Here is a 25,508-nt window from a genome sequence, read left to right as displayed (position 1 = left end):
GCGGTTGCGGTCGCTGTGCAGTCGCGGTTGCGGTCGCTGTGCAGTCGCGGTTGCGGTCGCTGTGCAGTCGCGGTTGCCGTCGCGGTCCTGGTGGACTGAAAGGGCGATGGCCGGTCTCGTGAACAGCGAGAGACCGGAGGTCTCTCGGGCAGCCGGCGCGCCGTTGCCGCGCCGGCGACGAAGTGAACGAGAGCTTGGAAGTCGCAGCCCGGCAGCCCGCTACTGCAGGCAGCCCGGACCGTCTTCCAGTGGTCGCGCCGAAGGGGAGTCGCTGAGCCGACCCCTATCCACGCCGGGCTGTGCGGAGAGGCGTGGATATGTCGCTTCGCGAGAAATCGAAGATTTCTCGGAGCCCGAAAATCTCCGATTTTCGAGGACAGCGACCGCGAGCGGCCGAGGGCTTTAGAGGTGTTTGCGGTGCTGTCCAGTGCAGCAGCGTTTGTACCTGTGCATCCAGTTTATAAGCAAAGTCAGCCGAAAACTCTCCAGTCGCCGCTCACAACTCCGAAAAAGTACGCAGAAACCCCACAAAACGCCCGAAACCCTATTTAAACGCCGCGGCCCTGCAGCTCCTCTTCCTCGGACAGCGACTCCTTCGAGCGGCCCTTCATCCCGGAGCCGACGCCCTTCGAGATCTCGGCGAGCTCGTCGGGGTCGTCCCAGTTGTTGACGGCCTCGACGATGGCGTTGCCCATCTCGACCGGGTCCTCCGCGCCGAAGATGCCGGAGCCGACGAAGATGCCGTCACAGCCGTGGTGCATCATCAGTGCGGCGTCGGCGGGCGTCGCGATGCCGCCGGCCGCGAAGTTGACGACGGGCAGGCGACCCTGCTCGGCCGTCTCGTGGACGAGGTCGCGCGGGGCACCGTGCTCGCGGGCCCACTTCTCGCGCTCCTCGTGGGACAGCCCGGAGATCTCCCGGATCTGGTGTTTCATCGTCCGCTGGTGCATGACGGCCTGGTTCACGTCGCCCGTGCCGGCCTCGCCCTTCGTCCGGATCATCGCCGCGCCCTCGTTGATACGGCGGAGCGCCTCGGGGAGGTTCCGCGCGCCGCAGACGAACGGCGACGTGAAGTCGCGCTTGTCGATGTGGTACTCGTCGTCCGCGGGCGTCAGCACCTCGGACTCGTCGATCATGTCGACGCCAAGCGATTCGAGGATCTCGGCTTCCTTCTGGTGTCCGATACGCGATTTGCCCATCACCGGGATCGACACTTCGTCGATGATCTCCGTGACGTTACCGGGGTCCGGCATCCGCGCGACGCCGCCGCGCTTCCGGATGTCGGCCGGGACGGCTTCCAGCGCCATGACGGCGACGGCGCCGGCGTCCTCGGCGATCCGGGCCTGCTCGCGCGTGACGACGTCCATGATGACGCCGCCCTTCTGCATCCGCGCGAAGCCGCGCTTCACGAGCTCGGTCCCGCGCTTGAGTTCCTCGAGGTCCGTAGCTTCGGCCATATCCGGCGTTCGTTCGGAGTCCACTTAACGAGTCCCCTTTCGCTGCTCGCGTCCGGGGACGACCGCGCGAGCGCGACGCGAACGCCCGACTTGCGGGCGACCGTCTCGGAGCGATCGCGACCGGTCAGTCGTCCCGCGCGCCGCTGATTAGCCGCAGAACAGGTGTGTCGCGTACACTTCGCCGTCGGCCGTCACGTACAGCCCGACGGCCTGGCTGTCCCAGTCGTTCGCAAGCAGGTTCTCGCGGTGGGACGGCGAGGCGAACCACATCTCGACGAGCACCGTCGCCAGCTCCGTCTCGGTCGTCGGGTGGTAGCGGTCGTCGTCGACCTCGAACGTCCGGTTCACGTAGCCGAGCGCGACGTTCTCCCCGGCCGACCCGCAGGAGTCCGCCATGTCGGCCTCGCGGATCCGGTCGCCGAGCCCCTCACCGTCCGGGGTCTCGTGGCCGACGAACTCCCGGGTCGCCATGTCGGTACTGTGGGTCCGGGCGACGCCGCGCAGCGCCGGATCCCGTTCGAGTGGCGCGAGATCGTGGGTGGCCCGCCGCTCGTTCACGAGTCGCTGAATCTCCCGCTCGACGGCTGTGACGTCGAAGTCGTCGTACGCCGACGGCGGCACCGTCTCGTTCCCCGTCGTGTCGGCCCCGGTTCCGCCCGTCGCCGCCGCGACGCCACCGAGACCCACGTCGTCGACGCCGACGACGCCGAGGCTGGCCCCCGCGACGACCGGCACTGCAGTGACGAGAAGGATGACGAGAACGAACCGGGTCGGCCGACGCATTACAAGCGGAAGGGGAAATTCGGCCATAAACCTTATGAACAATTTATTGGCAGTGAGACTCACACGTATTGGGCGTCCGCCTCGGCGACCGCGATTCCCGGTTGCTGTCGTCCGACGACGACCGCCGAACGCGGGGTCCTGGAGGTCTCCTCCGTTATCAGCGCTAGTACTCGGGCCGGAACCACTTTATCCGGCCTCCCGAAACAGCCCGAGGATGAACGAAGCCGTCCGCATCCTCCACGTCGACGACGACCCGGCGTTTGCGGACCTCGTCGCGACGTATCTCGAGCGGGAGAGCGACCGCTTCGAGGTGCTCACGGAGCTGGGACCGGACGCCGCGCTCGACCGCCTCGACGAGGTCAACGTCGACTGCGTCGTCTCCGACTACGATATGCCCGAGTGCAACGGGATCGAGTTCCTGACGGCCGTCCGCGAGGAGAGCCCGGATCTCCCGTTCATTCTCTTCACCGGGAAGGGCAGCGAGGCGGTCGCGAGCGACGCAATCTCCGCCGGCGTCACCGACTACATTCAGAAGGGCCCCGGGACGGACCAGTACGAGCTACTGGCGAACCGGATCACGAACGCCGTCGTCTCCCGCCGTTCCCGCGAGGCGCTTACCGAGCGAACCCGTGAGCTGGAGACGCTCGTGAGCAACCTCCCGGGCATGGTGTACCGCTGTGAGAACGACCTCGTGTGGACGATGAACGAGGTCAAAGGCGACGCAGCGGAGCTGACGGGGTACACCGCCGCCGAGATCGAATCCGACGACCTCACCTTCGGGACGGACCTCATCCACCCGGCGGACCGCGACGACGTCGTCGCCGACGTACAGGCGGGGATCTCCGAGGCTGACGAGTTCGAGACGACCTATCGCCTCCGGACGAAGGACGGTTCGACGAAGTGGGTCTGGGAGCGCGGGCAGACCGTCGGCGCGAGCGGCGACGAGGTCCTGGAAGGGTTCATCACCGACATCACCGACCTGAAGCAGCACGAGCAGAAGCTCGAACGCTACGAGCGGATCGTGGAGAACCTCCCGGTCGGCGTCTTCCGGGCGTCGTCAGACGGTGGGATCGTGAGCGCGAACGCCACGCTGGTCGACATGCTCGGGGCCGACTCCCGGGAGGAGCTGCTGGCGACCGACCCAACGCGACTGTGGGGGACCCCCGACGACGGTGAGGGGCTCATCGAGGAGATTACGCGAACCGGCGGCCTCGAGGAGACGGTGGTCGAGGCGACCACGCTCGACGGCGACACCCGGCTGCTGGAAGTGCGAGTCGCGCTATCCAAGGAGGACGGCGAGCGGCACTTCGACGGGATCGTCCGCGACGTCACCGCCGAGCGGCGCCGGGAGCGCACGGCGGACATCTACGAGAAGGTGTTCCGGAACACTAACGACGCCGTCTTCGTCCTCGACCCCGATGCCGACCGGATCGTCGACGCGAACCCGGCGGCCGCCGAGTTCACCGGCTACTCGCAGGCGGAGCTGCGGTCCGACGTCGCCATCTCCGACGTTCACCCGGGCGAGATGACGGAGTTCCACTCGTTCATCGAGACGGTGCTTGCGGAGAGCGGCACGGTGACCGACGAGTTCGCCTGTCTCACCAGCGATGGCGAGCGGCGGCCAGCTGAGATCTCGGCCGCTCCGATCGACGGCGGTGTCGACGGGGACGGCAACGTCGACGGAGCCGGTAACGAGGAAAGCGGGCACGTCGTCGCGACGGTTCGGGAGCTCCGGGATCGGTAGTGGATCCCGGTGGTCGAAGGTCGGCTCACAGGAACGTCGTTACGAGCACGACGACAGCCACGATCGCGAACACGACGCCGAGCCCCTGCTCCAGCAGGTCGCTGGGGAGGTGCTTCCCGGCCTATGAGCCGACCGAACCGCCGATGACCACGCCCGGGATCGACCAGGCGGCGACGTACCAGACCGGCGTCGCGGTGAGCGCGTGGACGAGCGTCGCCTCGAACCGCGACGGAGCGACCACGGCGTCCACGGCAACGCCGACTCAGTGCTGATGGCCGTGGCTATGCTCGTGACCACCGCGGCTGAACCGCCCCGAGAAGGCTCGCTGGACGACCTCCGGTAAGGCGGGGTGGATGTGGATCGACTCCTGAATGTCCGCGATCGTCCCCGACCCGGCCTTCATCGCGACGACGACCTCCTGGATCAGCGTCGACGCCTCCGGGCCGATGACGTGACAGCCGAGGATCTCCCCCTCCAGGTCGATGAGGACCTTCACCATCCCCTCGGCGTGCATCGCGTCCCCGCGGGCGGTGTCCTCGAACCGGTAGGTGTTGACCGCGTAGTCGCGGTCCGCCTCCCGGAGCTCCGCCTCGGTGGCACCGACGCCGGCGACCTCCGGCGACGCGAAGACGGCGAAGGGCATCGCGGTGTAGTCGACCGGCTCCAATTCCCCGCCGAAGACGTTGCCAGCGACGGTCCGGGCCTCGTGGTTCGCGCTGTGTTTCAACAGGTACTCGCCGACGACGTCGCCGAGCGCCCAGATCCCGTCGGCGTCCGTCCGCAGGTACTCGTCGGTCGCGACGTACCCCTGCTCGTCCGTCTCGACGCCCGTCGCCTCGAGGTTCAGCAGGTCCGTGTTCGGGCGGCGGCCGGCCGCGACGAGCAGCTCGTCGCCGGCGACGGAGATCGGCTCGCCCTCCTCGACGACGCTCCCGCCGTAGTCGTACTCGTAGGGCTGTGCCGTGACGGTGATCTCGCCGTCGCCGTCACCATCGCCGTCGCCATCGCCGCCGCCACCAGTCGCGGAGACCGCGGTCGCCGTATATCCGGTGTGCACCTCGAACCGGTCGGCGAACCGCTCGGTGAACTCGGCAGCGACCTCCTGGTCGGCCTCCGGGAGCAGCTCAGGCCGCCGACCGACGATCGTCACATCGGTGCCGAACGTCCCGAAGAAGTGGCCGAGCTCGGCGGCGATGTATCCGCCGCCGACGACGACGAGCCGGTCCGGCGGCTCCTCGAGCTGGAGCGCCTCCGTGCTCGTGAGGTAGTCGACGTCCTCGATGCCGTCGATCGGGGGGATCGCGGGGCGCGTCCCGGCAGCGATGAGCACCGTCTCGGCGCGGAGGGTCGCCCCCTCGTCAGCGCCGTCGACGATCTCGACGGTGCGCTCCTCGACGAACCGGCCTTCGCCCTCGAACAGGTCGTGCTGGTCGGAGGACCGGAGCCCGCGGCGGATCGACTCGGCGCTCTCTGCGACCTCCTCGTTCGCCTCGCGAACGAACTCGGCGAAGTCGACGTCGGTGACCTCGGCGTGGATGCCGAACTCCTCCGCCCGCTCGACCGTCTCGAGCACGTCGGCGTGATAGAGGAGCAGCTTCGAGGGGATACAGCCGCGGTTGAGACAGGTCCCGCCGAGTGGCCCCTTCTCGACGACCGCGACCGACTGCCCCTGGTTCGCCGCGACGTTGGCTACCTCGAGGCCCGACCCCGATCCGATAACGAGGAAGTCGAACTCGTTCATGGTATGTGGGCACCCCCCACGCTACTGAAACTGACGGGCTCTCGACCTGCCGGGGCGGCGCGCCGCACACGACCCCCCGTCGGCCGGGGATCCAATGCCGACCGACAGTCGACGATTAGAGCACGCCCACCCCGCCGACCGCGAGCCGAGCACCGGTGACTGTGGGCAGGCCGTACACGACGCCGCGGCGCAGGCGCTCGTTCACGCGGTCCCGCACGCGCTTGTCGACGGTCACGCCGGTCAGCGCGGGCACGGCGGCCACGGATCCGGTGATCACGAGGCGGCGGCGTCGGATCCGGTGACGACGACGGTGTACGCGTTCGCGTGGCAGGACGACCACGGCGCCGACGCGTTCGGCGGGAACAATAGCCCTCCCGAGTAGTCGGAGCCCGTGAGTACGCACCTTCTTCGTGTTCAGTGTCGCCGCGAGGGTCATCGTTCGCTACTGGAAAGCCATCGACTGGGTCGGAGTGGGGCCGCTTTAACGAGGTGATTCACGGGAATGGGACGACCGGGTACTGGAGTCGACCTGATACTCCGGAGGTATTTAAATACCTACTGCACAGTTCCCGGCTGAATTCCGTTTTTCTGCTATCCACGCGCGCTCTCAGCCTCTACATCTCCCACCAGTTGCATACACAGTAGGTTCGGCCGTTTCAGCAGGGTCACCTGATAATTGGCCAACACGTATATTGTAATCCCTACTGTGACATACCATGTGAGCTGATACCAAATGAGTGTCTCCGGCATCGCATCTCCGTACGCAGAACCCGCTAACAACGAGAGACGATGTTGAATTCGTCGACGGAGAATGGTCCCAATGAGCTCAGTGTCTGACGGCGACCGGGTCCGTAGCCGGCTCTACGAGATCTCGAAACGAGATATCCCCTTTAAAAAGAAAGCCCGGAAGACCCTCGAACTCGGGGGTGCATACCTCGGCGTCGACAACGGGTACGTGACGCGGATCAACCCGGAAGCTGACTACTGGGAGGTCATCGTCAGTACCAACCCGCCGGATGGCACCCTTCCGCCGGGACGTTCCCTCGATCTATCAACGACGTACTGCCGGCGGACGATCGCCGGTGAGACTCCCATCGCGCTGCACGACGCCCCCGAGCAAGGCTGGACGGACGACCCGGCCTTCGACACCCAGGGACTCCACTGCTACCACGGCACGACGCTCGAGGCCGACGACGAGCCCTACGGGACCGTCTGCTTCGTCTCCGAGGACCCACGCGAGGAACCGTTCGGTGAGGACGAGACCTCCTTCGCGGAACTCGTTACCCGGATTCTCGAGCACGAACTCGAATACAACCGCCAGAAGGTCGAACTCGTCCAGCGCGAAAGCGTCTCGACCGTCCTCAGTCGCGTTCTCCGGCACAACCTTCGCAACGACATGTCCGTGATCCGTGGCCACGTCCTCAGACTCGCAAACCAGCGCGACGACCGGAACCAGTACGTCGACACGGTCCTGAACAAGATCGACAACCTGCTGGACCTGAGCGACACCGCGCGCACGCTGGAATCGGTGGTCGGCACGAGGTTCGACCGCCGGATGTTCGACCTGCACACGGTCGTCGACGAGGGTATCACGGTCGTCGAATCCCGGTATCCGTCGGCATCGTTCGTCGTCGAGGGCGCCGAGAACGCCACGGTTGCCGCGATGCCCAGCCTGCACGTCGCGCTCGAGGAACTGCTCGAAAACGCTGCCAAACACGCACAGGATCCCCAGGTCACTGTGTCGGTCGGAACGGAAGACGGCGACGTGCAGATCCACGTGACCGACAACGGGCCGGGACTGCCCGAGCAGGAGCGGAAGGTCCTCGAGAAGGGGGTCGAACGGGTACTCGTCCACGGGAGCGGGCTCGGGCTCTGGATGGTGTACGAGATCGTGACTGCCCACGACGGCACCCTCGACAGCGACGTCTCCGAGACGGGAACCCGAATGACGATCACGCTCCCCCGAACCTCGGTCCCTGCCGCGGACGGATCGCCCCGGCGACGGGAGGTGCGCGAACTCGGCCGGTTCGAGGCGGTCTTCGAGGGGGCATCCGCCGCGCTCCTGATTCTCGACGACGACGCACGGATTCTGGAAGCTAACTCCAGCGCGGGCGACCTGTACGGGCTGGCGAGCGACGACCTGCTCGGCCGCTCGCTCGACGAGCTGCTTCACGCCGAGCACGACTTCGAGCGCGAGTGGCGGTCGATGTGCTCGGGCGGTCGACGCCGAGGAACGGTCACGATCGTCGCGGCGGACGGACGCGAGCGCGTCGCCGAGTACGCCACGACGGCGAACATCCTCCCCGGCCAGCACCTCGCGGTCATGCGTGACGTCAGCGCCCGGTCGGAGTTCGAGCAGGAATACCTCGAAGGAGGGCGGCGGGAGCGGCAGCAGGAACGCGGATAGGCGACGCTCCGGCTCGGAGCGGATCCGGAAGCGCTTCCGCGGGACAGCGTCCGCTAATCGAGGCTGCTCGGCTACTGAGTCGTGAAAAGAAAGAAGCGCTTCTGCGGAATCGGAGCGGCGAAAGTGCCCTTACTCCGACCCGAACATCTGGCGCATCATCGGGTGCATCTCCATGAGCTGCTCCTCGGCGATCTCCTCGTACAGCTTGTACGTGATGGAGACCGCGAGCAGGAGCCCGGTACCGGAGACGCCACCGACCGTGCCCAGCATGTTGGCCATGACCGCGAGGAACCCGACGAGGGCACCGCCGATGACGGTGACCTGCGGGATGTATCGCTCCATGACCTTCTCGACGACCTGCGGGTTCTGTCGGAACCCGGGGATCTGCATCCCGGAGTTCTGGATCTGCTTGGCCGTCGCCTCGGGGCCCATGTCGGTCGTCTCGACCCAGAAGATCGCGAAGATAGCGCCGCCGACGACCATGACCGTGAGGTCGATCGTCACGCGGATCGCGATCATCCACGGGTCCGCCGCAGCCTCACCGAGGAACCACATCCACTGGGTGGGCTGCTGGATCGGGTTCACGTAGTAGAAGAACCCGGAGACGGGCTGGCCCTGGTTGTACACGCCGAGCCAGCTGGGCATCCCTGCCCACGTCCGATTGAGGATCTGCCCGAAGAACTGGATGTTCGCCTGCAGTGCGCGAACGAGGATCATCGGGAGGACCGACGCGTAGATGAGCTTCACCGGGAAGCGACCACGCGCCCCCTTCACGCGAGCGTGCGAGAGGGGGATCTCCACCCGGACGGACTCCGCGTAGACGACCACGACGAAGATGAAGAACGTCGTGAACGCCGCGAGGAGGTTCCCCGGGGAGAACAGGAGGTTCTGGAGCCCCTGTGACGTGAACACGGAGCCGATCTCTAGGCTCCCGAAGATGATCCCGTACCAGCTGGCGAAGAAGCCGGTCTGGCCCAGCGCCGACCAGCTGAAGAACCCGCCGACGATCTGCTGGCTCACCGACGCGATGATGAACAGTCCGACGCCGGAGCCGACGCCCCACTTGCTCACGATCTCGTCCATGAAGAGGACGAGCACGCCGCCGACGAACACCTGTGCGAAGATGATCGACTGGACGGCGAAGAGGCTCACGCCGAGCGCCGCGGCGACGTTCTGGTCGGCCGGCAGGAAGCCGCCGCCGAACACCATCGGCGCCGCCGTCAGGGCGGTGACGATGAAGACCAGCAGCTTCTGGAGCCCCTGGTAGAGGACCTGGTCACGCGGGTCGTTTGTGTCCAGACCGAGCAGGTTCGCCCCGCCGAGTAGCTGGAGCACGATGGACGCCGTGACGATGGGACCGATACCGACCTGCAGCAGCGACCCTTGCTGGCCGGCGAGGATCGAGCGGAACTGTCCGAAGAAGTCCGAACTCTGTCCCACCGCCAGCCCGAACGGGTTGATGTTGGTGAGGAAGAAGTACACCATCAGGATGCCCGCCGTCCACGCCAGCTTGCGCTTGAAGGGGACGTGCCCCTCCGGGCGCTGGACGGTCGGCATCCGGGTGAGGACCGGTTCGGCGGCGTCCTTCCAGCTCATTGTTACTCCTCGTCAGCCTCGTCGTCCGAAGTATCTTCCCCTTCCGCTTCGGCCTCCTCGGCTCGCTCGGAAAGCTCGGCGGTGCCGCCGGCTTCCTCGATGAGCTCGCGAGCGCCGGCCGTGAACGCGTCGGCGACAATCTCCAGCTCCTGTCGGACCTGGCCGCCACCGAGCACCTTCACGACGTCGGCCTCGTGGCCGTCGTCGACGACGTCACGTGCGTCGAAGACGTACGTGCCGTCATCTTCCTCGGCGACCCCTTCGGCGGCGTACAGCGCGGCGTCCTCGTCGAGCTTCTGGACCTTCACTTCGAGAACGTCCTTCTGGGTCGACTGCGGGCGCTTGAAGCCGTACTTGCCGAGCGGTTCGTAGTTGTGGAACTCGTGTTTCGAACGGCCGGCTGCGCCACGACCGCCGCGGTGACCGGCACCGCGACCGTTCTTGTGGCTGCCGCCGCCGTGCGTTCGCGTTCCACGCTGTTTGCGTTTCTTGCTCATCGCATGTCCTCCAGCAGGGCGTCGATGTCCTCGGTCGTGTGCCGACCGAGCTCACCGCCCTCTTTGGTGGGGTGTTTCACGCCGTCGTGACCGCTCCGCGGCGGGTGCAGACGGACGGCGGGCGAGATGCCCTCGTCCTGCAGCTTCGTCTCCTCGTCGACGAGCGCCTGCGCGAGAGCGTCGAGGTCGTCGTACGACGTGTTCTCGGCGACCCATTCGTCGTCGAGGTCGGCGTCGCCCTCGAGGGGCTCGCCGCGTCGCGCGAGCGTCTGCGCGACCGCCTCGGCGGAGGGCTCACCGAAGGCCACGTAGTCGTTGACCTTCGTGATCATCCCGCTGTAGGCGTCCGTCTCGGGGACGAACGTCGCGTGATTGACGCGACCGATGTTCAGCATCTCCAGGGTGTCCTGGATCTTGCCGTTCATGTCGACTTCACCGCGAACCTGAACGATAGCCTGCATCACTCGCTCACCTCGTCGTAGTGCACTTCGCGGGCGTGCTCGGGCGTCCGAGCCTGCGCCGCGTTCCGCAGTGCGTTGAACGTCGCCTTCGCGAGGTTGACCGTCGTGCGCGTGTTGCCGTTCGAGCTGGTCCAGGCGTCCTGCACGCCAGCCAGTTCGAGGATGTTGCGCACCGTCTCCGCGCCGGCAAGCCCGAGCCCCTGCGGGGCGGGCTTGATCTCGACTTCGACGGAGCCGGCCTTCCCTTCCGCGAGTCGCGTCAGGGAGTTGGTGCCGCCGGGCTGGTCCTCCCAGGACCCGGAGCCGCGGTCGACCTTGATGATGTTCAGCTTCGCCACGTCGATGGCCTTCTCGATGGCGCCACCGACCTGGTCGTCACGGGCCTGCGCGTAGCCGAGGTAGCCGTCGCGGTTCCCGACCGCCACGACACACCGGAACTTGACGCGGCGTCCGGAGTCGGTCATGCGCTGGACCATGTTGATGTCGAGCACTTCGTCTTCGAGCCCCGGCAGGAGCTGGTCGACGATCTCTGCTTCCTTCAGCGGGAGCCCGGATTCGAGCGCCTGCTCCATCGACGTGACGTCTCCATCCTGCACCTGTCGACCGAGCCGCGTTCGGGGCTCCCACCCGTTGTTGTTACTCATAGTCCTCCTGGATAGCTGCGAGCACGTCGTCGAAGTGCTCGGGTAGGTCGGTGGCTGCGAAATCCCCGCTGTAGAGCGGCTCGTCGAGCTGCTCCGCGTACTCGGCGATGTGCTCGCCGCGGTTACGCGACCAGTCCGCGAGCACGCTCTCGCTGTGGGGGATCTGCAGTCCCGCGTCGATTGCGCCTTCCTGTACTGCGAACACCTTGTTGCCAGGCGTCGCCGTGTTGAGCCCAACGTCGAGCACGGCCTCGTCGAGGCCGTTTTCGACGGCGCGGGCGCCCGCGAGGTAGCCCGTCAGGTACGCGCTGGGGAGGTTGCCCGTGGGGGCTTCCCAGTCGTACTCGTCGAGCTCCTCGCTAGAGGCAGCCGCGTGGGTCTCGTCGCCGTCCGAACTGGGAGTAACCAGCTGCGCCCTGACGTGAGCGTTGCTCACCCGAGCGACCAGGCGAGGCTTGCCCGATTTCAACAGGCGCAACCTCTGGTGGTAGTCAGTCCGGACCTCGCGACGGCGCCGCATCGGCACCTTGTATCGTGGTCCTGTTGCCATTAGTCGGTCACCTCAATGTCGTAGGTGGACTCGATGTGGGCCTCGAGCCGCGCGACGTCCTCGAACTCGCCGCCGCTTGCCTTGTCGTACACTTCGCGGTACTGCGAGGCGTCGAGGAGCTCCTCGTCGTCGCGAAGTTCCTTCAGACGGGCCCGCTGTGCGCGGATCCGCTGCATCCAGTCGTCCTTCGAGTCCTCGCGTGCGCCGGAGCTGCCCTTCCGGGTACCGGCGCCCTTGCGGTGGCCGTACGAGCGCTTCTCGGCGCGCTCGCGGGCCTGGCCGCGCGAGTTACCCTGCGTGTCCTTGGCACGGATCGTGCCGTCCTCGATGAGCTCGCGGATGTCCTCTCGCGTGATGGCATCCTCGAGCTCCTCCTGTGCGTCGGGGTCGAGCCAGACGCGGTTCTCGCCAACGTCGAGTTCGTCGGCGGCGAGCCGCTTCTGGGCTTTCAGATCACTCATTGCTCGTCAACCTCCACTTCGATGTAGGTCGGGTTGAGCACGCGGATCCCTTCTTCCTCGGCGACGTCCTCGATGCGCTCGCGCTTGCGACCGCCGACGGACCCGCCGATGCGGACGGCCTGCGAATCGCCGTCGATGCCTTCGAGGTCGTCCGTGTTGTGAACGAGGACCTCTTCGAAGCCCGACGGGTGCAGGTCGCGTGCTTCCTTCGGCGTCCGGAAGCCGGCCTGCACGGTGTCACCCTTGCCCTTGATGCTACGGCGCATCTTCGAGAGGGTACCGCGCGGGCGGCGCCAGGACGTGGAGACGCGCTTCTTCTTGTGGTGGTCCTGTCGATTGAACTGCGGCTTGCCCTCACGCAGCTTCTGCGTGAGCGCACGCGCCGTCTCGTCGTCGAGATCCGGCGTCTTGTCCGCGTGACCGCGGGGCTGCAGTTCGGTTTCGACTTCCTCCTCGGCCGCCTCGGCCTCGGCTTCCTCCGGTGCTTCCTCCTCGATCTCGGCTTCGGCCTCCTCTTCAACCTCGAGGCCGCCAACGTCGGCTTTGATCCGCGCAGCGAGCGCGTTGCCGATGCCGTCGACCTCGGCCAGTTCCGACTGGGAGGCCGCCTTCACGTCTTCGACTGTTTCGTAGCCGGCCTCGCGAAGGGCGTCGCCCTTCGAAGGACCGACACCGCTGATGTCTTCGAGTTCGTCAGCCATTTAGGCACCTCCGAGCGTCGGTTTCTCGACAATGTACACGCCGTCCTGGAAGACGCGCGAGTCCTTGTCGGTCACCTTCGTCAGCTGTTCGATGTCGGCGGCGGTCTGGCCAACGTCCTCGATGGACGGGCCGGTGAGCGTGAGCTCCTCGCCGTCGATCTGTACCTCAGTGTCTCCGCGGATCTGGGCCGTTCGCGGGGCCTTCTCCCCGAGGAAGTTCTCGATGACGACCTCGTCACCCTCCACGGTTACCTGCATCGGGAAGTGAGCGTAGAAGACTTCCATCTCGTACGTCCAGCCCTCGGTAACGCCGTGGATCATGTTGGTGACGTGGCTCTCGAACGTGCCGACGGTCGCGTTCGTCTTCGCGTCCGATTCCTCGGAGGCGATGACGACCGCGTCGTCTTCCACGTCGACGGTCACGTCGGGGTACCAGAGCCGTCGCGTGACGGACCCGTTCGGTCCCTCGATCGTGAGGTCGAGGTGGTCGATCTCGGCGGAGACGTCGTCCGGAATGTCGATTGCTACTCTGTTCATTGTTAGTAGACGTATGCGATCACCTGGCCACCGATGCCCTGTTCGCGGGCCTCGTAGTGGCTCATGACGCCGTGGCTCGTCGTGACGATGAGTGCCCCGTAGTCACGGGCGGGGAGGTATCGCTTCTCCCACTTCTCGAACTCGTCAGCACCGGCGGAGTAGCGCGGGTTGACGGCGCCACATTCGTTGATCGCTCCTTTCAGTTCGACGTCGAAGTAGCCGGATTTGCCGTCGTCGACGAACTCGAAGCTGTCGACGTACCCGCGGTCGTAGAAGACCTCGAGGACGGATCCGATGACGTTCGACGCGGGCTCTACCGTATACGACAAGTGCCCCACGCTCTCGGCGTTATCGATGCCGGCGAGCGCGTTGGCGAGGGGGTCGTTTCCTGCCATAATTAGCTGTACTTCCTGAATCCCATGTCGCGGGCGACCTCGCGGAAACACTGTCGGCAAAGGTTGATGTCGTACTTGCCGACGAGGCCCTGCTTACGCTCGCAGCGCCGGCACTCGACGTTCTGGCCGGTGCGCTTGGTGGCGTGCTCGCCCGTCTGTTCGTTCTCACTCTCGCTCATTCAGCTACCTCCACGTCGAAGTTCGATTCGAGGAACGCGCGTGCGTCCTCGGCGGTCATTCGGTGGTTCGACGGGATCTTCGCGGTGGCCTTGTCGCGCTTGGAGACGCGGTAGCCGGGCCGGACGATCGCCGCCGTCACGTCGAGACCGTAGATACCGATGGTCGGGTCGTATTCCTGGCTCGGGAAGTCGGTGTGGTCCTCGACGCCGAAGCTCAGGTTCCCGGAGTCGTCGAACTGACTCGGGGATATCTCGACCAGGTCGAGCGCCGTCTCGAGGAACGCGTGTGCGTCCTCGCCGCGGAGCGTCACCTTGGCGCCGATCGGGTCACCCTTGCGGATGCCGAACTCGCCGACGGTGCTCTTCGCGGTCGTGCGGACGGACTCCTGCTCGGTGATCTCCTCGATGATCCGCTCGGCTTCCGCCAGCGGCTCACCACCCTGGCCGACGCCCATGTGGACGACCACCTTGTCGAGCTGCGCCTCGCGCATCTCGTGGGTTGCAGTTTCGGCGTCACTCATTCTTCATCACCCGTGAAGTTCTCGTCGATGACGACGACGTACTCCTCGACCGTCTCGAACCCGCCGTCGTCCGCGTCGATGGTGACGGTGTTCGAACCGGAGCCGAGGGTGACGTCGATGTCGTCGATCGTACCGACGCTGCCGGCGTGCTGGCCGGCAACGGCGGTGACGAGGGCGCCCTCTTCGTACGTGAAGTGGGCGACGATCTCCTTCGACTCGTTGTCGACGACGATCGAGTCCTTCGTCGAGTACTGGTCGGCCTCGTCCGCGTCCACGTGGACGGTCGCGCCGTCGTGGAGCGTCAGCTGGAAGTCGCCGCCGGTGACCGTGGTCTTCTCCTCGATCTTGCCGAGGCGGCTGCCTGCTGCGTCCTCGTCGATGGGGGTCAGCGCGAGCCGACCGCCCTCGTCGGGGAACACGCGGTAGTACTCCTCTCGCTCGACGAACGCCAGGATGTCAAACATCCCGATGGGCCGCTGTTCGTCGGAGATCGCGTCGCCGTTAACCAGGACGGAGTCGTGGTTGAGGGCGTATCGCGCTTCCTTGCGGCTGTCCACGTATTCGAGCACGTCACGGAGCAGGATGACGAGCGGGACGCCGGATTCCCCGTGCGGGCCCGCGTCCGCCTTCACCGTGAACGTGTCCGTTTTGCGTTCGACCGGCCAGGAGTTCGGTACTGCCAGTCGTTTCTGATGGTTCGTCATTCGTTGTCCTCCTGGAGCCGCGCCTCACGGCGCTCGTCCTCGAGGTCGAGCTCGGTCACGCGGACGTTGCTCGCTTCGAGCGGACGGGCCACTTCCTCGCCGTCGGCCTTCTCGATGGTGACGTCCTCCACCTCGATGGTGGTGTCCGTCAGGTCGACGTTGACGACTTCGGCTTCCGTGCCGGCAAAGTCGCCGCGAAGGATTTCGACGGTGTCGCCCGCGTTGACGCGGACGTTACGCTGGCCGTACTCGTCGCGGAGCTCCTGCGTGAGTGTCGCGCGAACGGCGTTCTGGCGCTCGTGGAGCGGCGCGGTCTCCGTCTGTTTTCGCTGTTTGCTGGGCTGTTCACTCATGGTTTAGACGATCATGGTTGCGGTGGACGCAATGCTCCCGAACCGTTCGGCGACCTCGCGAGCGATGGGGCCTTTGATCTCCGTGCCCCGCGGCTCCTCGAGGTCGTCGATGACGACGGCCGCGTTGTCCTCGAAGCGGACGCGCGTGCCGTCGGGTCGGCGGATCGGCTTGCGCTGGCGGACGATGACCGCCTCCAGCACCTGCCGCCGCATCTCGGGGGTACCCTTCGTGACCGAGACGGTCACTTTGTCGCCGATGCCGGCCTTGGGGTGCCGGTTCTTCGTGCCGGAGTAGCCGTGGACGCTGACGACCTTGAGCTCGCGTGCGCCGGTGTTGTCGGCGCAGTTGATGAGCGAGCCCTTCTCCAGGCCCTGCGTCACGTCAGCTTTGAGTGCCTCCATCAGGCATCACCCTCCAGCACTTCGACGACGACGTGGGATTTCGTCTTCGAGAGCGGTCGCGTCTCCGCGATCTTCACTTCGTCACCTTCCTCGAGCGAGTCGAGCACGCCAGGCACGTGGGCCGGGATGCGCGACCGACGCTTCATGTACCGGTCGTATTTCGGTACGAAGACGTCGTATTCTCGCTCGACGATGACGGTCTTTGCCATATCCGTCGAGACGACCGTGCCCTCTCGGACCTGACCGCGGACGGATAGCTGCCCGTAGAACGGGCACTTCTCGTAGTCGTAAGCCTCCGGGTTTTCGGGTTCCGAAGGCATTGGTACGTCAATTCCTATCGCCATGTGTAGACACCTCGTTCGGTGCGTTCGGCGGGTCGTGAGAGCAGTCGATCGCCATCCACCGTAACGTAGACCACGTCCTCGCACTCGCCTAGGGAGCGGCTCGCCTCGTCCGTGGCAGCGCCGTTCGCTGCCGTGTCATTGGACGAGGACGGGCCAGACTTGCAGGGGCGGACCCCGGCAGTTTCCAACCCGAGTTCGAACGTGGACCCCGACTCCTTGGCGGAGTCGGCGGCTTCATCTGTGGCTGTGTTCACGGAATCCGCGTCTGGTATCGCAAATTCGAACGTCGTGCCCGCCTTGGGCACGCGTTTGTCCCCCGACTGGGTGCGCACCGTAATGGTACGCTGGCTCTCGCGCACGACGCGCCCCTCGATGCCGACGTAGTCGGCACTGGTGGCGTCGGCCACCCGAATCGGGAGGCCGATGAGTTCGTGTCGCGGGAGCGTGTCGGGGGTAATCATCGTTAGGCTTCTGTCTCGGCTTCGACGTCGCCTTCCTCGCGCTGGATCGTCTTGATCCGCGCGATCGTCTTCTTCAGTTCGTTGACCCGCCCGGGACTCTCGGGCATTCCGCCGGCAGCCTGCTGCGCCTTCGTGTTGAGCAGCTCGGTTTCGAGCTCTTCGAGCTCGGACTGGCGCTCGGCGGCGGTCATGTCCCTGATTTCGTCAGGATAGAGGATGGCCATGGTTTAGTCCTCCGTTTCCGTCTCTTCCGATTCCTCGGCTTCCGCCGATTCCTCGGTTGCTTCGGCCTCCTCTTCTTCGGAGGCGAACTCCATCTCCTCGACGATCTCCTCGGCCTCCTCCTCGATTTCGGCCTCGAGATCCTCTTCGGTCTCGACGTCGCCCTCGGGGGTCGTCGTCTCCGTGACGTCCTCCGGCGCGGTGTCGGTCGCCTCGGAGGCGGTCTCCTCCGTCTCCTCGACGACTTCCTCGACGATCTCCTCGTCGATCTCCTCCTCGATGACGTCTTCGGGGCCCTCGGTGGGCACCTCGACCTCTTCGCCTTCGCCGACGTCCGGAACCTCCTCCGGCTCTTCCTCGAGGAGCGCTTCGACGCCCTCCTCTCCTTCCATCTGCTCGACTTCCGGCGCTTCGACGTCCTCGTGGATCTCGAAGTCGTCGGGGAGCTCCGCACCCGGCGGGATGATCTTCACGTCCACGCCGATGGTGCCCAGCTTCATGACGGCGACGCCCTGACCGTGGTCGACGACGTCCTCGGCCGGCTCACCGTTGTGCTTGATGTAGCCGCGGTTGAACTTCTCGATGCGGGAGCGGGCACCCGTGACCTTGCCGGAGAGGACGATCTCGGCACCGAGGGCGCCGGACTCCATGATCCGGTCGATCGTGGTGTGACCGGCCTTGCGGAAGTACCAGCCACGTTCGAGCGCGTTGGCGAGGCGGTCCGCGACGATCCGGGCGTTGAGGTCCGGCTCGTCGACTTCCTGGACGTCGATCTGCGGATCGTCCATGTCGAACTCCTCTTCGAGCGTGGTGGTGATCTTCCGGATGTTCTTCCCGCCTTTCCCGATGACCATACCGGGCTTCTCCGCCTTGAGCACGATCTGGGTGCCCATCGGCGTCTTGGCGATATCCATCCCGCCGTAGCCGGCGCGACCGAGCTCTTCAGCGAAGAACTCGTCGATCTGGGCGCGCTGCAGCCCGTTCTCGATGAACTGATGTTCGTCTGCCATTATTGTTCTGCCTCGGGTTCTTCGATGATGAGCTCGACGTCACAGAGCGTGGTGTTCCACGGGGAGGCACGGCCGAACGCGCGGGGCTTGCGGCCCTGTCGTTCGCCGACCTTGTGGGGCGCGACGTGCTTGATAACCATCTCGTCGCTCTCGAAGCCCTGTTCGGTCGCGTTGTTCTTGACGTTCGACAGCAGCTTGAGGAAGTCCTCGGAGGCGTTCTCCGGGTAGCGTCCCGCGTCCCAGCCGTCGATGTCGCCGCGGTGGCCGACACCGGTGTTGTGCTGTTTGAACGGGACGGACTGCTCCTCGTCGATGACGGCCTGGAGGTACTCCTCGGCCTCCGTGACCGTCTTGCCTTTGAGCTGCTTGGCGATCGCCTTGCTGTGCTTCAGGCTGATCGGCCGCTCTCGGAGCATCGCTTTCGCGGTGGTCTCCGGGTCGGCCTCGACGCTGTAGTTGATTCCCATGAGTTACTTGAGGGGCACGAACTTCGAGGACCGGGTCGCGCCGATGCCGGCCTGTCCGTGTTCGACGGACGTTCGCGTGAGCTGGAACTCGCCGAGGTAGTGCCCGATCATCTTCGGGTCGACCTCGACGCGCTCGAAGCCCTGGCCGTTGTAGACGGCGAAGGTGAGACCAACGAACTCCGGCAGCACCGGCATGTCGCGCAGGTGCGTCCGGATCGGGTTGTTGGCCGTCCCCTCTTCCGTCCGTTCACGGGCGGTTTCGAGCAGCTTCTGCTGCTCCGGGCCCAGTCCACGGGTGATAGTTCGCCGCTGGCGTGCGGGAAGCAGTTCCGCGACCTCGTCGAGGTCCATCTCCTGCAGCTCGTCGAGCGAGTGACCGCGGTAGGCGAACTCCTTGCCCTCGCGGCCGATGCGGTATTCAGAACTCATTTGTTGCCACCTCGTCCGGTGCTCTTGGATGCGATGTCACCGACCTTCCGTCCCGGCGGGGCGTCCCGCGAGACCGATTTCGGCTTGCCGGGGTGCTGGCGGCCACCGCCACCGAAGGGGTGGTCGACCGCGTTCATCGCGACCCCGCGAACGCGCGGGTACTTCGTGCCGCGCGCCTTCATCTTGTGATGCTTGTTGCCGGCCTTGACGAACGGCTTCTCCGTTCGGCCGCCACCGGCGACCACGCCGATCGTGGCGCGGCACTGCGGGTCCAGTCGTTTGACTTCGCCGCTCGGCAGCTGCACGACCGTGACGTCACGGTCGTGCGTGAGCAGCGTCGCCGAGACGCCGGAGGCACGGGCGAACTTGCCGCCGTCCCCACGGTTGGACTCGACGTTACACACGGGCACGCCCTCCGGGATCTCCGCCAGCGGGAGCGTGTTGCCGGGCTTGATCTCCGCGGAGACGCCGACCTGGATGGTCTCGCCGACCGTGACGCCCTCGGGGGCGAGCACGAGTCGACGGTCGTCATCCTCGAACTGGATCTCGGCGAGCGGCGCCGAGCGGGCGGGGTCGTGCTCGATGCCGACGACCTCGCCGCTGATCGTGTCTTCGTCTTCCGCTTTCTTGTGCGACAGTTCCGCCTTGTAGCGGTGGGACGGGGCTCGGAACGTCGAGCCACCGCGTCCACGCCGCTGTCCCTGAATTCTTCGTCCCATGATCAGAACACCCCGATCCGCGAGGCGATTTCAGTCGCGTCGTCAGCCTCGGAGAGCGTGACGGTCGCCTTCTTGTTGGCTTCCGGCGTGATCTGCGTGTTGACGTCGACGATCTCGACGTCGTAGCGCTCCTCGATGGCGTCACGAACCTCCGTCTTCGACGCGTCGACGTCGACGAGGAACTGGAGCTTGTTCTTGAAGTCCATCTCGTTCATGGCCTTCTCCGTGACGAGGGGGTGCTCGATGATACCGCTCATCGGTCGGCCACCTCCTCGACGGCGCTCTCCGTCCAGACGGTGAGGCGTCCGGGCTGCGCGCCGGGCGCGAGGTCCTCCGCGTTGACCTCGTCGGCCGTCGCGACGTCGGCTCCCGCGAGGTTGCGGGCGGCGCGGGACGGCTCCTCGCTGGTGACGAAGAGGACGGACTTCGGCTGGCTGTACTTCCGGCCACGGGCCTTGCCCTGACCGGCGCGAACGGAGCGCCCCTCGTCGGCGCGCTCGACGTCCTCGTGGAGCCCGGCGGCTTCGAGGAACGCGACGACCTCCTGGGTCTTCACGAGGTCCTCGAAGTCGTCCGAGACCACGACGGGGAGCTCCGCGTCGTCGTCGAACTCGTGACCGCGGTCCGCGACGACCTCGGCATCCGTGGTGGCCGCGATGGCCGACCGGATGGCGAGCTGGCGCTCCTTGTCGTTCAGCTGCTTCGTGCGATCCTTCTCGGCTTTCGGCGGGTGTGCACGGCGACCCGAGACCACGCTCGGCACGCGGCGGGCCTGGCCGTTCTCGCTCGGGATGTGCGCCATGCCGCGGCCCGAGCCTGGCGACTCGGCCGGGGTGCGCAGTCCGGCGAACTCGTCCGCGCCGTAAGCCTGCTTCCGGTTTGCCTGGGCGGCGGTGACAGCGCGCTGGATGAGATCCGGGCGGAACGCGGTGTCGAAGACGTCGGGCAGCTCGAGGCTGCCGTCCGCTTCGCCGTCCAGGTTACGTACTGTTGCCTTCATGAGTTATCCCTGGTTGGATTCGGTCGAAACGTACCGGACCTCGGGGTCGAGGCGCGGCTGGTCTTTCGGTCGGACGGCCGGACGGAAGCGCAGAAGGCGCTGGTCCGGACCGGGCAGCGAGCCCTTGATGAGCGCGTACGACCCGTCGACTTCGCCGTAGTTGACGAAGCCGCCGTCGACGGAGGCGTCGTCGCCTTCGCCGAAGTCGATGAGGCGCTTGTTGAGCTCGGTGCGCTGGTGGTACCCAGTCTGTCCCTGCTGCGGGACGGTCGAGCGCACACGCGAGGGGTTCCACGGGCCGAGGTTACCGATCCGGCGCCGCCAACCCTGACGGGCGTGCTTGCCCTTTCGCTTCTGGACGCCCCATCGCTTGACGGGGCCCTGGGTTCCCTTTCCTTTCGTGATACCCGAGACGTCGGTGTACTCGCCGGCGCGGAAGACGTCGCCGAACTCGTGGGCGCCGCCTTCGTCGACGAGGTCGAGCGCGAACTCGGCGCGTTCCTCGATGGAACCGCCGCCAACGCGCGTCTCCATGACGTCGGGCTCTTTCTTCGGAACGTTCTGGAGCTCCGAGGGGACGGTGTGGGTGATGACGCGAACGTCGTCGACCTTACCGTCGTCCAGGAGGTCCTGGAGTTCCTCGGCGTCCTGTTCGAACGTGCTTTCCGCCGGCAGGTCCAGGGCGCGGTCGAGTTCGTCGTGGAACTCGTGCGTCCAGACCTCGGTGACCGGCTTCTGTCCGTACGGCGTGTCTTCGTAGGCACGCAGGGCGACCGCGTACATCGGCGGTGTCTCCACCACCGTGACGGGGACGGACTCTTCCATCCCCTCGCGCGGCGAATCTGCCTCGTCGTTGACCATGACAACGTGGGTCATGCCGGCTTTGTAGCCAGCGAAACCCTGTAGCGCAGGTGCGCCGTCGTCGTCAGGCCACGAGCGGATGCGAGGCACTTCGCTTTCGGCGCGGACGCGCGGTCCGTAGCCCAGCGAGCCTTTTCGTGGTCGGCTTGGTTGTGGCATGTGTTTACTCCGTGAGTGTGAGGGGGCTGAGCGAGGCGAACATCGCTTCTTCCGTTCGCACCACTTCGCTCCCCTGCCGCGGGATCGTGTTCAGCCAGAGGTCGAACCCCGGATCGGGTTCGACTGGGCCGCCGTCGGCGGCCCGGATTGCGTCGGGCGATAGCCCGAACATCGCCGGAAGCCCTCGTTCCGGCGCACCGAACGCGACGGCCACGCCGTCGCGCTCGTCTGCGTCGGTGGCGAGCTCGCCGAGTCGCGAGACGGAGAGATCCTCCCCGTGTCGCGACGTCGCGATAGCCAGCTCGCTTTGCGCGAGCGCTTCCGATAGGTCCGCTCCCACGACCTGGAAACCGTCCTCCGGCTTCCCGGTGATGCGGGCGCGGACCGGTTCTCTCGAAGAGATCCTGATGGTAACGCGCTCCCCTTCCTCGACCTCCACGTCGGAGGGCACGAGGAGGGAGATCGGGTGTTCCCCCAGCGGGGAATTGACCCGGACGCGGCCTTCAGGTCCGACCTCGGTCACGAGTCCCTGTGTTGACGACTCGTCCCCGGTTGGGGTCGAGCCGGTCTGCCACGAGACGCGGAGCGGCGGAAGCACGCCGGCGTACTCCAGTTCGTCGCGTTCGCCCCAGAGCTCCTTCCGGAGGTCCGGGGGCGTCGCGGCGTACCTGAGTACGGTCCGGACGAACTCGCCGCCCCATCGGCGTTCGCCTTCCCTGTCGGGGAAGACGACGAGCCGGCTCGCCCGAAAGACCGCGGCCGCACGGGCCACGTAGCCGAGCTTGCGAGTTGCCTCGCGTTTGTCCTCGGCTTCTCGGACGAGCGAGGACGGGACACATAGTGTGAAGCCGTCCATGGGTCGCCTCGTCGCTAGACTATCAGGTAATTCCGCACCATCGCGTAAAAGGATAGCGGTCGGTGTTTTGCCCTGTGGAGCGTTCACACGGGCCCTCGTGGCCATTTCCGGCGTTCGTGGACCGGTCCCACGCGCCACGCTCGATCCGCCCGCTCGGGGTCGACGCTGTCGGCGCCGACGAGGGCGATCGTTCAGTGCTGGCTGAGTCGTCCGACTGTCGACAGAATCTCTCCCTCCCATCGCCCGCGCGTGGGCGCACGGTATGTACTATAGAATAGCCGGTCGGCGACGGCTGGAAAACCCATTCGCCGGCGGACCCCGACGGCGGCTGCCGGGCAGAACGGAACACTTAAATCTGAATCGGCGGTTACGAAGTAATGCAACGAGAGCGCACCGGTAGTGTAGTGGTATCACGCGACCTTGCCATGGTCGCAACCCGAGTTCAAATCTCGGCCGGTGCACATTCTCTCCGAACTCACATCGCTCAGCGACGCGTCTCGGTCGCTCCGCCTCACCCGGCCACCATCCATTTTTGAATTGCCTCGGTTGGCTCGGACATGCCCCGACGAGCCCCGACGCTCACCGTCCTCCTGCTGGTCGCGCTCGCCGGCTGCGCCGGTGCCGCGCCGTTCGCGGACGACGGCGCCGACACCGGGACCGTCTCGCTGTACCTCTCCGACGAGGAGAACGCCATCGACGACTTCCGGCACCTGAACGTCACGATCACGAAGGTCGGGCTCAAGCGAGCCGACGGGAACTGGAGCGGCCGCGGGGGCGGCGGCCCGGGCGGCCACGGCGATCACGACCATCGCCACCGGGACCGCTGGGTCGTCACCGACGTGGACAACCGGACGGTCGACCTCACCGAATTGCGGGGGCCGAACGCAACGCTGCTCGCGAACCTCTCCATCGAGAACGGGACGTACGAGAAGGCCTTCGTCCACGTGAGCGCCGTCGACGCAACCCTGGAGAACGGGACACAGGTCGACGTCGAGCTCCCGAGCGGGCGACTGAAGGTCAAAGACGAGTTCCGGGTCGAGGGCGGCACAACCGTCGACTTCGTCGTCGACGTTACGGTGGTCGAGCGCGACGACGGCTACGTGATCGTTCCCCGAGTCAGCGAATCCGGAACCGACGTGCCGGTTTGCCGGGCTGACGGAGAATGTCGGTGCGGTGGGCAGGGCGGGATGAACCACTCGCACGACGGCCACACCCACACGCACGACGTCGGGTGCGACTGTGACGGGTGCTAAACAGGGGTTCGTTGGGAGATTTGCTTTCCGGGGCTGGAGGCTTTCAGTTGACAAGGAGCGCTATTTATAAACGAGGGAGGTAGTCGCCAGCGACACCGCTAAGAATGCGGGAAAAAACCCCAGCCGCTGAATAAATTTGCTTTTAAATGAATTCGGTCAGCGTCGCCGGCGACACCACTCGGCACACCCAGAAAGCCCCAGCCGCTGAGCGCTCGCGCTGCTCGCTGCGCTCCTCACCCGGCTCGCTCACTACGTTCGCTCGCCGGGTTGTGGTGCTAGCTTCGCAGGGCGTCCCGCTCAGCGGCTGCCCCTTTCAGTCCCACCCACCGAGTGGTCGCCGGGGCGTCGCTCACGGCGGTTCTGTGGCTGGCATCATTCCACGGCTGTCCGGCCTGCGGTGCGGGGCGGTTGGCGCGCGCGAGCAACGCGTGCGAGGGAGGCCGGCGCCGAGGCGGTGCGGTACCGGCGCCGGCCGAGGCTGGGGAGGTGCGAGGCTTGCGGTAGCCGTGCGGTGCTGTCGTTGTCGCGGTGCTGTTGCTGTCGCGGTTGCTGTCCTGGCGGACTGAAAGGGCGACGGCCGGTCGCGCCGGAGGGGAGTCGCTCCGACGACCCCTATCCGCGGCGGGCAGTGCGGAGAGCCGCGGATATGTCGCGGAGCGACCGCGAGCGGCCGAGGGCTTTCTGGGCGTTTGCTGTGCTGTCAAGTGTAGCGACGTCTGCACCTGTGCTTCCAGTTTATAAGTAAAAGCGGCCGAGGGTTTCTGGGCGTTTGCGGTGCTGTCCAGCATAGCAGGGCCTGCACCTGTTGCTCCGATTTCCCGCAGGAGGGATCTGATCTAGATGTAAGCGGCTGAGGGAAATATAATAGGACAGACGAACACGTCCCACGCATGCGATTCCCTGTCGCCGTCGGTCGGATGTGACAGGTTTAAGTGTTCGACTCTCCCAGAATGAAATGGAAGGCGCACCGGTAGTGTAGTGGTATCACGCGACCTTGCCATGGTCGCAACCCGAGTTCAAATCTCGGCCGGTGCACATTCTCTCCGATACTCTACTTCCGAGCGACAGCGCTCGGTCCGGTAGTAATCCGCTGCCTCATCGTTCGTCCATCTGCCGATAGAAACGCCGTTTCTGACCTGCTACTCCTCGCGACGCTGTTCGCGCAGCTCCTCGATAGTCGGGTTCGGTTCGTCGGTCACGGTCGGCTCCGGCGCGTCGGGGTCGAGCGTGATCGTCGCGTCGGTCTCGATCTTCGCGAGGCCGTCGGTCTCACACAGCTCGTCGAGGGACGTCTCCGGGATGGCGACGTGCCAGGCGTCGAAGCCGAGCTCGCGCTCGATCTGGCCGCCGAGCTCGTCGACGCGCTCCTTGAGCGATTCCGGCGAGCGCTCGTCGAGCTCGACGACGAGCCCGATGTCCTCGTCGGGGGTCGGGTCCTCGCGAATACGGCGGACTGGCGGCGAGAGGTACATACCCGTCCTCGGCGTCGCACGCGCTTAAAAATCCGGATGACGGCGTCCAGGCCTACCCGCGACGACCTCGGCCGGCGGCGTTCCTGCCCCCACGAGGCCCTCGGACTGACGCTACCAGCCCG

Annotated in this window: 33 protein-coding genes and 2 tRNA genes; 6 read left to right on the top strand and 29 right to left on the bottom strand. The window is 66.1% G+C overall.

Features of this window, described 5'->3' with window-relative positions; translation table 11 throughout:
• Positions 1 to 548 precede the first annotated feature (548 nt).
• Together pdxS and ACQE3M_RS03210 are read right to left on the bottom strand one after the other, a co-directional pair.
• The gene (gene pdxS / locus ACQE3M_RS03215; RefSeq protein WP_430504023.1) at positions 549 to 1,457 is read right to left on the bottom strand and encodes a pyridoxal 5'-phosphate synthase lyase subunit PdxS; all 909 of its coding nucleotides are present in this window, start codon (positions 1,455 to 1,457) and stop codon (positions 549 to 551) included.
• Positions 1,458 to 1,604: 147 nt separating this feature from the next.
• A complete protein-coding gene (locus tag ACQE3M_RS03210) occupies positions 1,605 to 2,240 on the bottom strand; it encodes a CAP domain-containing protein (RefSeq protein WP_430504022.1) in 636 nt (211 codons plus the stop codon).
• 214 nt (positions 2,241 to 2,454) lie between these two features.
• On the opposite strand from ACQE3M_RS03210, the gene ACQE3M_RS03205 reads away from it, so the two are divergent.
• On the top strand, positions 2,455 to 3,984 hold the full coding sequence (locus tag ACQE3M_RS03205; protein ID WP_430504021.1) for a PAS domain-containing protein: 1,530 nt from the start codon (positions 2,455 to 2,457) through the stop codon (positions 3,982 to 3,984).
• 262 nt (positions 3,985 to 4,246) lie between these two features.
• On the opposite strand, the gene ACQE3M_RS03200 is transcribed toward ACQE3M_RS03205, so the two are convergent.
• Positions 4,247 to 5,725 carry a dihydrolipoyl dehydrogenase gene (locus ACQE3M_RS03200; RefSeq protein WP_430504020.1) on the bottom strand — a complete coding sequence of 493 codons (1,479 nt, stop codon included), beginning with the start codon at positions 5,723 to 5,725 and terminating at the stop codon, positions 4,247 to 4,249.
• Positions 5,726 to 5,819: 94 nt separating this feature from the next.
• Here ACQE3M_RS03200 and ACQE3M_RS03195 point away from each other — a divergent pair, with 94 nt between their 5' ends.
• Together ACQE3M_RS03195 and ACQE3M_RS03190 are read left to right on the top strand one after the other, a co-directional pair.
• Complete coding sequence (locus tag ACQE3M_RS03195; protein WP_430504019.1) at positions 5,820 to 6,107, top strand: hypothetical protein; 288 nt, start codon at positions 5,820 to 5,822, stop codon at positions 6,105 to 6,107.
• Between the two features lie 438 nt (positions 6,108 to 6,545).
• Positions 6,546 to 8,132 (top strand): sensor histidine kinase, encoded by a 1,587-nt coding sequence (locus tag ACQE3M_RS03190; protein WP_430504018.1) that lies wholly within the window; start codon positions 6,546 to 6,548, stop codon positions 8,130 to 8,132.
• 129 nt (positions 8,133 to 8,261) lie between these two features.
• On the opposite strand, the gene secY is transcribed toward ACQE3M_RS03190, so the two are convergent.
• From secY to ACQE3M_RS03065, 25 genes are read right to left on the bottom strand one after another with little or no spacing between them, the layout of a single operon-like run.
• Positions 8,262 to 9,728 (bottom strand): preprotein translocase subunit SecY, encoded by a 1,467-nt coding sequence (gene secY / locus ACQE3M_RS03185; RefSeq protein ID WP_430504017.1) that lies wholly within the window; start codon positions 9,726 to 9,728, stop codon positions 8,262 to 8,264.
• Positions 9,729 to 9,730: 2 nt separating this feature from the next.
• A complete protein-coding gene (locus tag ACQE3M_RS03180; protein ID WP_430504016.1) occupies positions 9,731 to 10,225 on the bottom strand; it encodes an uL15m family ribosomal protein in 495 nt (164 codons plus the stop codon).
• On the bottom strand, positions 10,222 to 10,686 hold the full coding sequence (gene rpmD, locus ACQE3M_RS03175; protein ID WP_430504015.1) for a 50S ribosomal protein L30: 465 nt from the start codon (positions 10,684 to 10,686) through the stop codon (positions 10,222 to 10,224). Before rpmD ends, ACQE3M_RS03180 begins: the two co-directional genes overlap by 4 nt.
• Positions 10,686 to 11,330, bottom strand: a complete 645-nt coding sequence (locus tag ACQE3M_RS03170; RefSeq protein WP_430504014.1) for a 30S ribosomal protein S5 — start codon at positions 11,328 to 11,330, stop codon at positions 10,686 to 10,688. Before ACQE3M_RS03170 ends, rpmD begins: the two co-directional genes overlap by 1 nt.
• The gene (locus ACQE3M_RS03165; protein ID WP_430504013.1) at positions 11,323 to 11,880 is read right to left on the bottom strand and encodes a 50S ribosomal protein L18; all 558 of its coding nucleotides are present in this window, start codon (positions 11,878 to 11,880) and stop codon (positions 11,323 to 11,325) included. Before ACQE3M_RS03165 ends, ACQE3M_RS03170 begins: the two co-directional genes overlap by 8 nt.
• The gene (locus ACQE3M_RS03160) at positions 11,880 to 12,341 is read right to left on the bottom strand and encodes a 50S ribosomal protein L19e (RefSeq protein ID WP_430504012.1); all 462 of its coding nucleotides are present in this window, start codon (positions 12,339 to 12,341) and stop codon (positions 11,880 to 11,882) included. Before ACQE3M_RS03160 ends, ACQE3M_RS03165 begins: the two co-directional genes overlap by 1 nt.
• On the bottom strand, positions 12,338 to 13,042 hold the full coding sequence (locus tag ACQE3M_RS03155) for a 50S ribosomal protein L32e (RefSeq protein ID WP_430504011.1): 705 nt from the start codon (positions 13,040 to 13,042) through the stop codon (positions 12,338 to 12,340). The genes ACQE3M_RS03160 and ACQE3M_RS03155 overlap by 4 nt, the downstream gene beginning before the upstream one ends.
• Positions 13,043 to 13,579 carry a 50S ribosomal protein L6 gene (locus ACQE3M_RS03150; protein WP_430504010.1) on the bottom strand — a complete coding sequence of 179 codons (537 nt, stop codon included), beginning with the start codon at positions 13,577 to 13,579 and terminating at the stop codon, positions 13,043 to 13,045.
• A gap of 2 nt (positions 13,580 to 13,581) precedes the next feature.
• Positions 13,582 to 13,974 (bottom strand): 30S ribosomal protein S8, encoded by a 393-nt coding sequence (locus ACQE3M_RS03145; RefSeq protein ID WP_430504009.1) that lies wholly within the window; start codon positions 13,972 to 13,974, stop codon positions 13,582 to 13,584.
• Positions 13,975 to 13,976: 2 nt separating this feature from the next.
• A complete protein-coding gene (locus ACQE3M_RS03140; protein WP_430504008.1) occupies positions 13,977 to 14,153 on the bottom strand; it encodes a 30S ribosomal protein S14 in 177 nt (58 codons plus the stop codon).
• The gene (locus tag ACQE3M_RS03135; protein WP_430504007.1) at positions 14,150 to 14,674 is read right to left on the bottom strand and encodes a 50S ribosomal protein L5; all 525 of its coding nucleotides are present in this window, start codon (positions 14,672 to 14,674) and stop codon (positions 14,150 to 14,152) included. The genes ACQE3M_RS03140 and ACQE3M_RS03135 overlap by 4 nt, the downstream gene beginning before the upstream one ends.
• Positions 14,671 to 15,378, bottom strand: a complete 708-nt coding sequence (locus ACQE3M_RS03130; RefSeq protein ID WP_430504006.1) for a 30S ribosomal protein S4e — start codon at positions 15,376 to 15,378, stop codon at positions 14,671 to 14,673. The genes ACQE3M_RS03135 and ACQE3M_RS03130 overlap by 4 nt, the downstream gene beginning before the upstream one ends.
• Positions 15,375 to 15,731, bottom strand: a complete 357-nt coding sequence (rplX, locus tag ACQE3M_RS03125; protein ID WP_430504005.1) for a 50S ribosomal protein L24 — start codon at positions 15,729 to 15,731, stop codon at positions 15,375 to 15,377. Before rplX ends, ACQE3M_RS03130 begins: the two co-directional genes overlap by 4 nt.
• A 3-nt stretch (positions 15,732 to 15,734) precedes the next feature.
• On the bottom strand, positions 15,735 to 16,133 hold the full coding sequence (locus ACQE3M_RS03120; RefSeq protein ID WP_430504004.1) for a 50S ribosomal protein L14: 399 nt from the start codon (positions 16,131 to 16,133) through the stop codon (positions 15,735 to 15,737).
• Positions 16,133 to 16,477 carry a 30S ribosomal protein S17 gene (locus tag ACQE3M_RS03115; protein WP_430504003.1) on the bottom strand — a complete coding sequence of 115 codons (345 nt, stop codon included), beginning with the start codon at positions 16,475 to 16,477 and terminating at the stop codon, positions 16,133 to 16,135. Before ACQE3M_RS03115 ends, ACQE3M_RS03120 begins: the two co-directional genes overlap by 1 nt.
• Positions 16,468 to 16,938, bottom strand: coding sequence for a ribonuclease P protein component 1 (locus tag ACQE3M_RS03110; RefSeq protein WP_430504002.1), 471 nt, complete (start codon positions 16,936 to 16,938; stop codon positions 16,468 to 16,470). The genes ACQE3M_RS03115 and ACQE3M_RS03110 overlap by 10 nt, the downstream gene beginning before the upstream one ends.
• A 2-nt stretch (positions 16,939 to 16,940) precedes the next feature.
• Positions 16,941 to 17,162 carry a 50S ribosomal protein L29 gene (gene rpmC / locus ACQE3M_RS03105; protein WP_430504001.1) on the bottom strand — a complete coding sequence of 74 codons (222 nt, stop codon included), beginning with the start codon at positions 17,160 to 17,162 and terminating at the stop codon, positions 16,941 to 16,943.
• Between the two features lie 3 nt (positions 17,163 to 17,165).
• Positions 17,166 to 18,170: a 30S ribosomal protein S3 gene (locus tag ACQE3M_RS03100; RefSeq protein WP_430504000.1), complete on the bottom strand. Its 1,005-nt coding sequence runs from the start codon at positions 18,168 to 18,170 to the stop codon at positions 17,166 to 17,168.
• Positions 18,170 to 18,637: a 50S ribosomal protein L22 gene (locus ACQE3M_RS03095; protein ID WP_430503999.1), complete on the bottom strand. Its 468-nt coding sequence runs from the start codon at positions 18,635 to 18,637 to the stop codon at positions 18,170 to 18,172. The genes ACQE3M_RS03100 and ACQE3M_RS03095 overlap by 1 nt, the downstream gene beginning before the upstream one ends.
• 3 nt (positions 18,638 to 18,640) lie before the next feature.
• Complete coding sequence (locus ACQE3M_RS03090; RefSeq protein ID WP_430503998.1) at positions 18,641 to 19,066, bottom strand: 30S ribosomal protein S19; 426 nt, start codon at positions 19,064 to 19,066, stop codon at positions 18,641 to 18,643.
• Positions 19,063 to 19,785, bottom strand: coding sequence for a 50S ribosomal protein L2 (locus ACQE3M_RS03085; RefSeq protein ID WP_430503997.1), 723 nt, complete (start codon positions 19,783 to 19,785; stop codon positions 19,063 to 19,065). Before ACQE3M_RS03085 ends, ACQE3M_RS03090 begins: the two co-directional genes overlap by 4 nt.
• A 2-nt stretch (positions 19,786 to 19,787) precedes the next feature.
• A complete protein-coding gene (locus ACQE3M_RS03080; RefSeq protein WP_430503996.1) occupies positions 19,788 to 20,042 on the bottom strand; it encodes a 50S ribosomal protein L23 in 255 nt (84 codons plus the stop codon).
• Positions 20,039 to 20,785: a 50S ribosomal protein L4 gene (gene rpl4p, locus ACQE3M_RS03075; RefSeq protein WP_430503995.1), complete on the bottom strand. Its 747-nt coding sequence runs from the start codon at positions 20,783 to 20,785 to the stop codon at positions 20,039 to 20,041. The genes ACQE3M_RS03080 and rpl4p overlap by 4 nt, the downstream gene beginning before the upstream one ends.
• Before the next feature lie 3 nt (positions 20,786 to 20,788).
• On the bottom strand, positions 20,789 to 21,805 hold the full coding sequence (locus ACQE3M_RS03070; protein ID WP_430503994.1) for a 50S ribosomal protein L3: 1,017 nt from the start codon (positions 21,803 to 21,805) through the stop codon (positions 20,789 to 20,791).
• Positions 21,806 to 21,809: 4 nt separating this feature from the next.
• Positions 21,810 to 22,661, bottom strand: coding sequence for a putative RNA uridine N3 methyltransferase (locus ACQE3M_RS03065; RefSeq protein ID WP_430503993.1), 852 nt, complete (start codon positions 22,659 to 22,661; stop codon positions 21,810 to 21,812).
• A gap of 390 nt (positions 22,662 to 23,051) precedes the next feature.
• Between ACQE3M_RS03065 and ACQE3M_RS03060 the strand changes: the two genes are divergently transcribed.
• The 3 genes from ACQE3M_RS03060 to ACQE3M_RS03050 all read left to right on the top strand — a co-directional run bounded on the left by ACQE3M_RS03060 (position 23,052) and on the right by ACQE3M_RS03050 (position 24,949).
• Positions 23,052 to 23,122, top strand: a tRNA-Gly gene (locus ACQE3M_RS03060).
• Positions 23,123 to 23,218: 96 nt separating this feature from the next.
• Entirely contained in the window at positions 23,219 to 23,914 is a 696-nt protein-coding gene (locus tag ACQE3M_RS03055) for a DUF4382 domain-containing protein (RefSeq protein WP_430503992.1), read from the top strand.
• A gap of 964 nt (positions 23,915 to 24,878) precedes the next feature.
• A tRNA-Gly gene (locus tag ACQE3M_RS03050) sits at positions 24,879 to 24,949 on the top strand.
• A 104-nt stretch (positions 24,950 to 25,053) separates the two neighbouring features.
• Here the strand turns inward: ACQE3M_RS03050 and ACQE3M_RS03045 are convergent.
• Positions 25,054 to 25,386: a hypothetical protein gene (locus ACQE3M_RS03045; protein WP_430503991.1), complete on the bottom strand. Its 333-nt coding sequence runs from the start codon at positions 25,384 to 25,386 to the stop codon at positions 25,054 to 25,056.
• Positions 25,387 to 25,508 lie beyond the last annotated feature (122 nt).

The organism is Halosubterraneus shenae (assembly GCF_050510935.1).
Taxonomy (GTDB): domain Archaea; phylum Halobacteriota; class Halobacteria; order Halobacteriales; family Haloferacaceae; genus JBDGPU01.
Note: the sequence above shows the minus strand (reverse complement) of the source record. Positions and strands in the feature narration are given on the sequence as shown.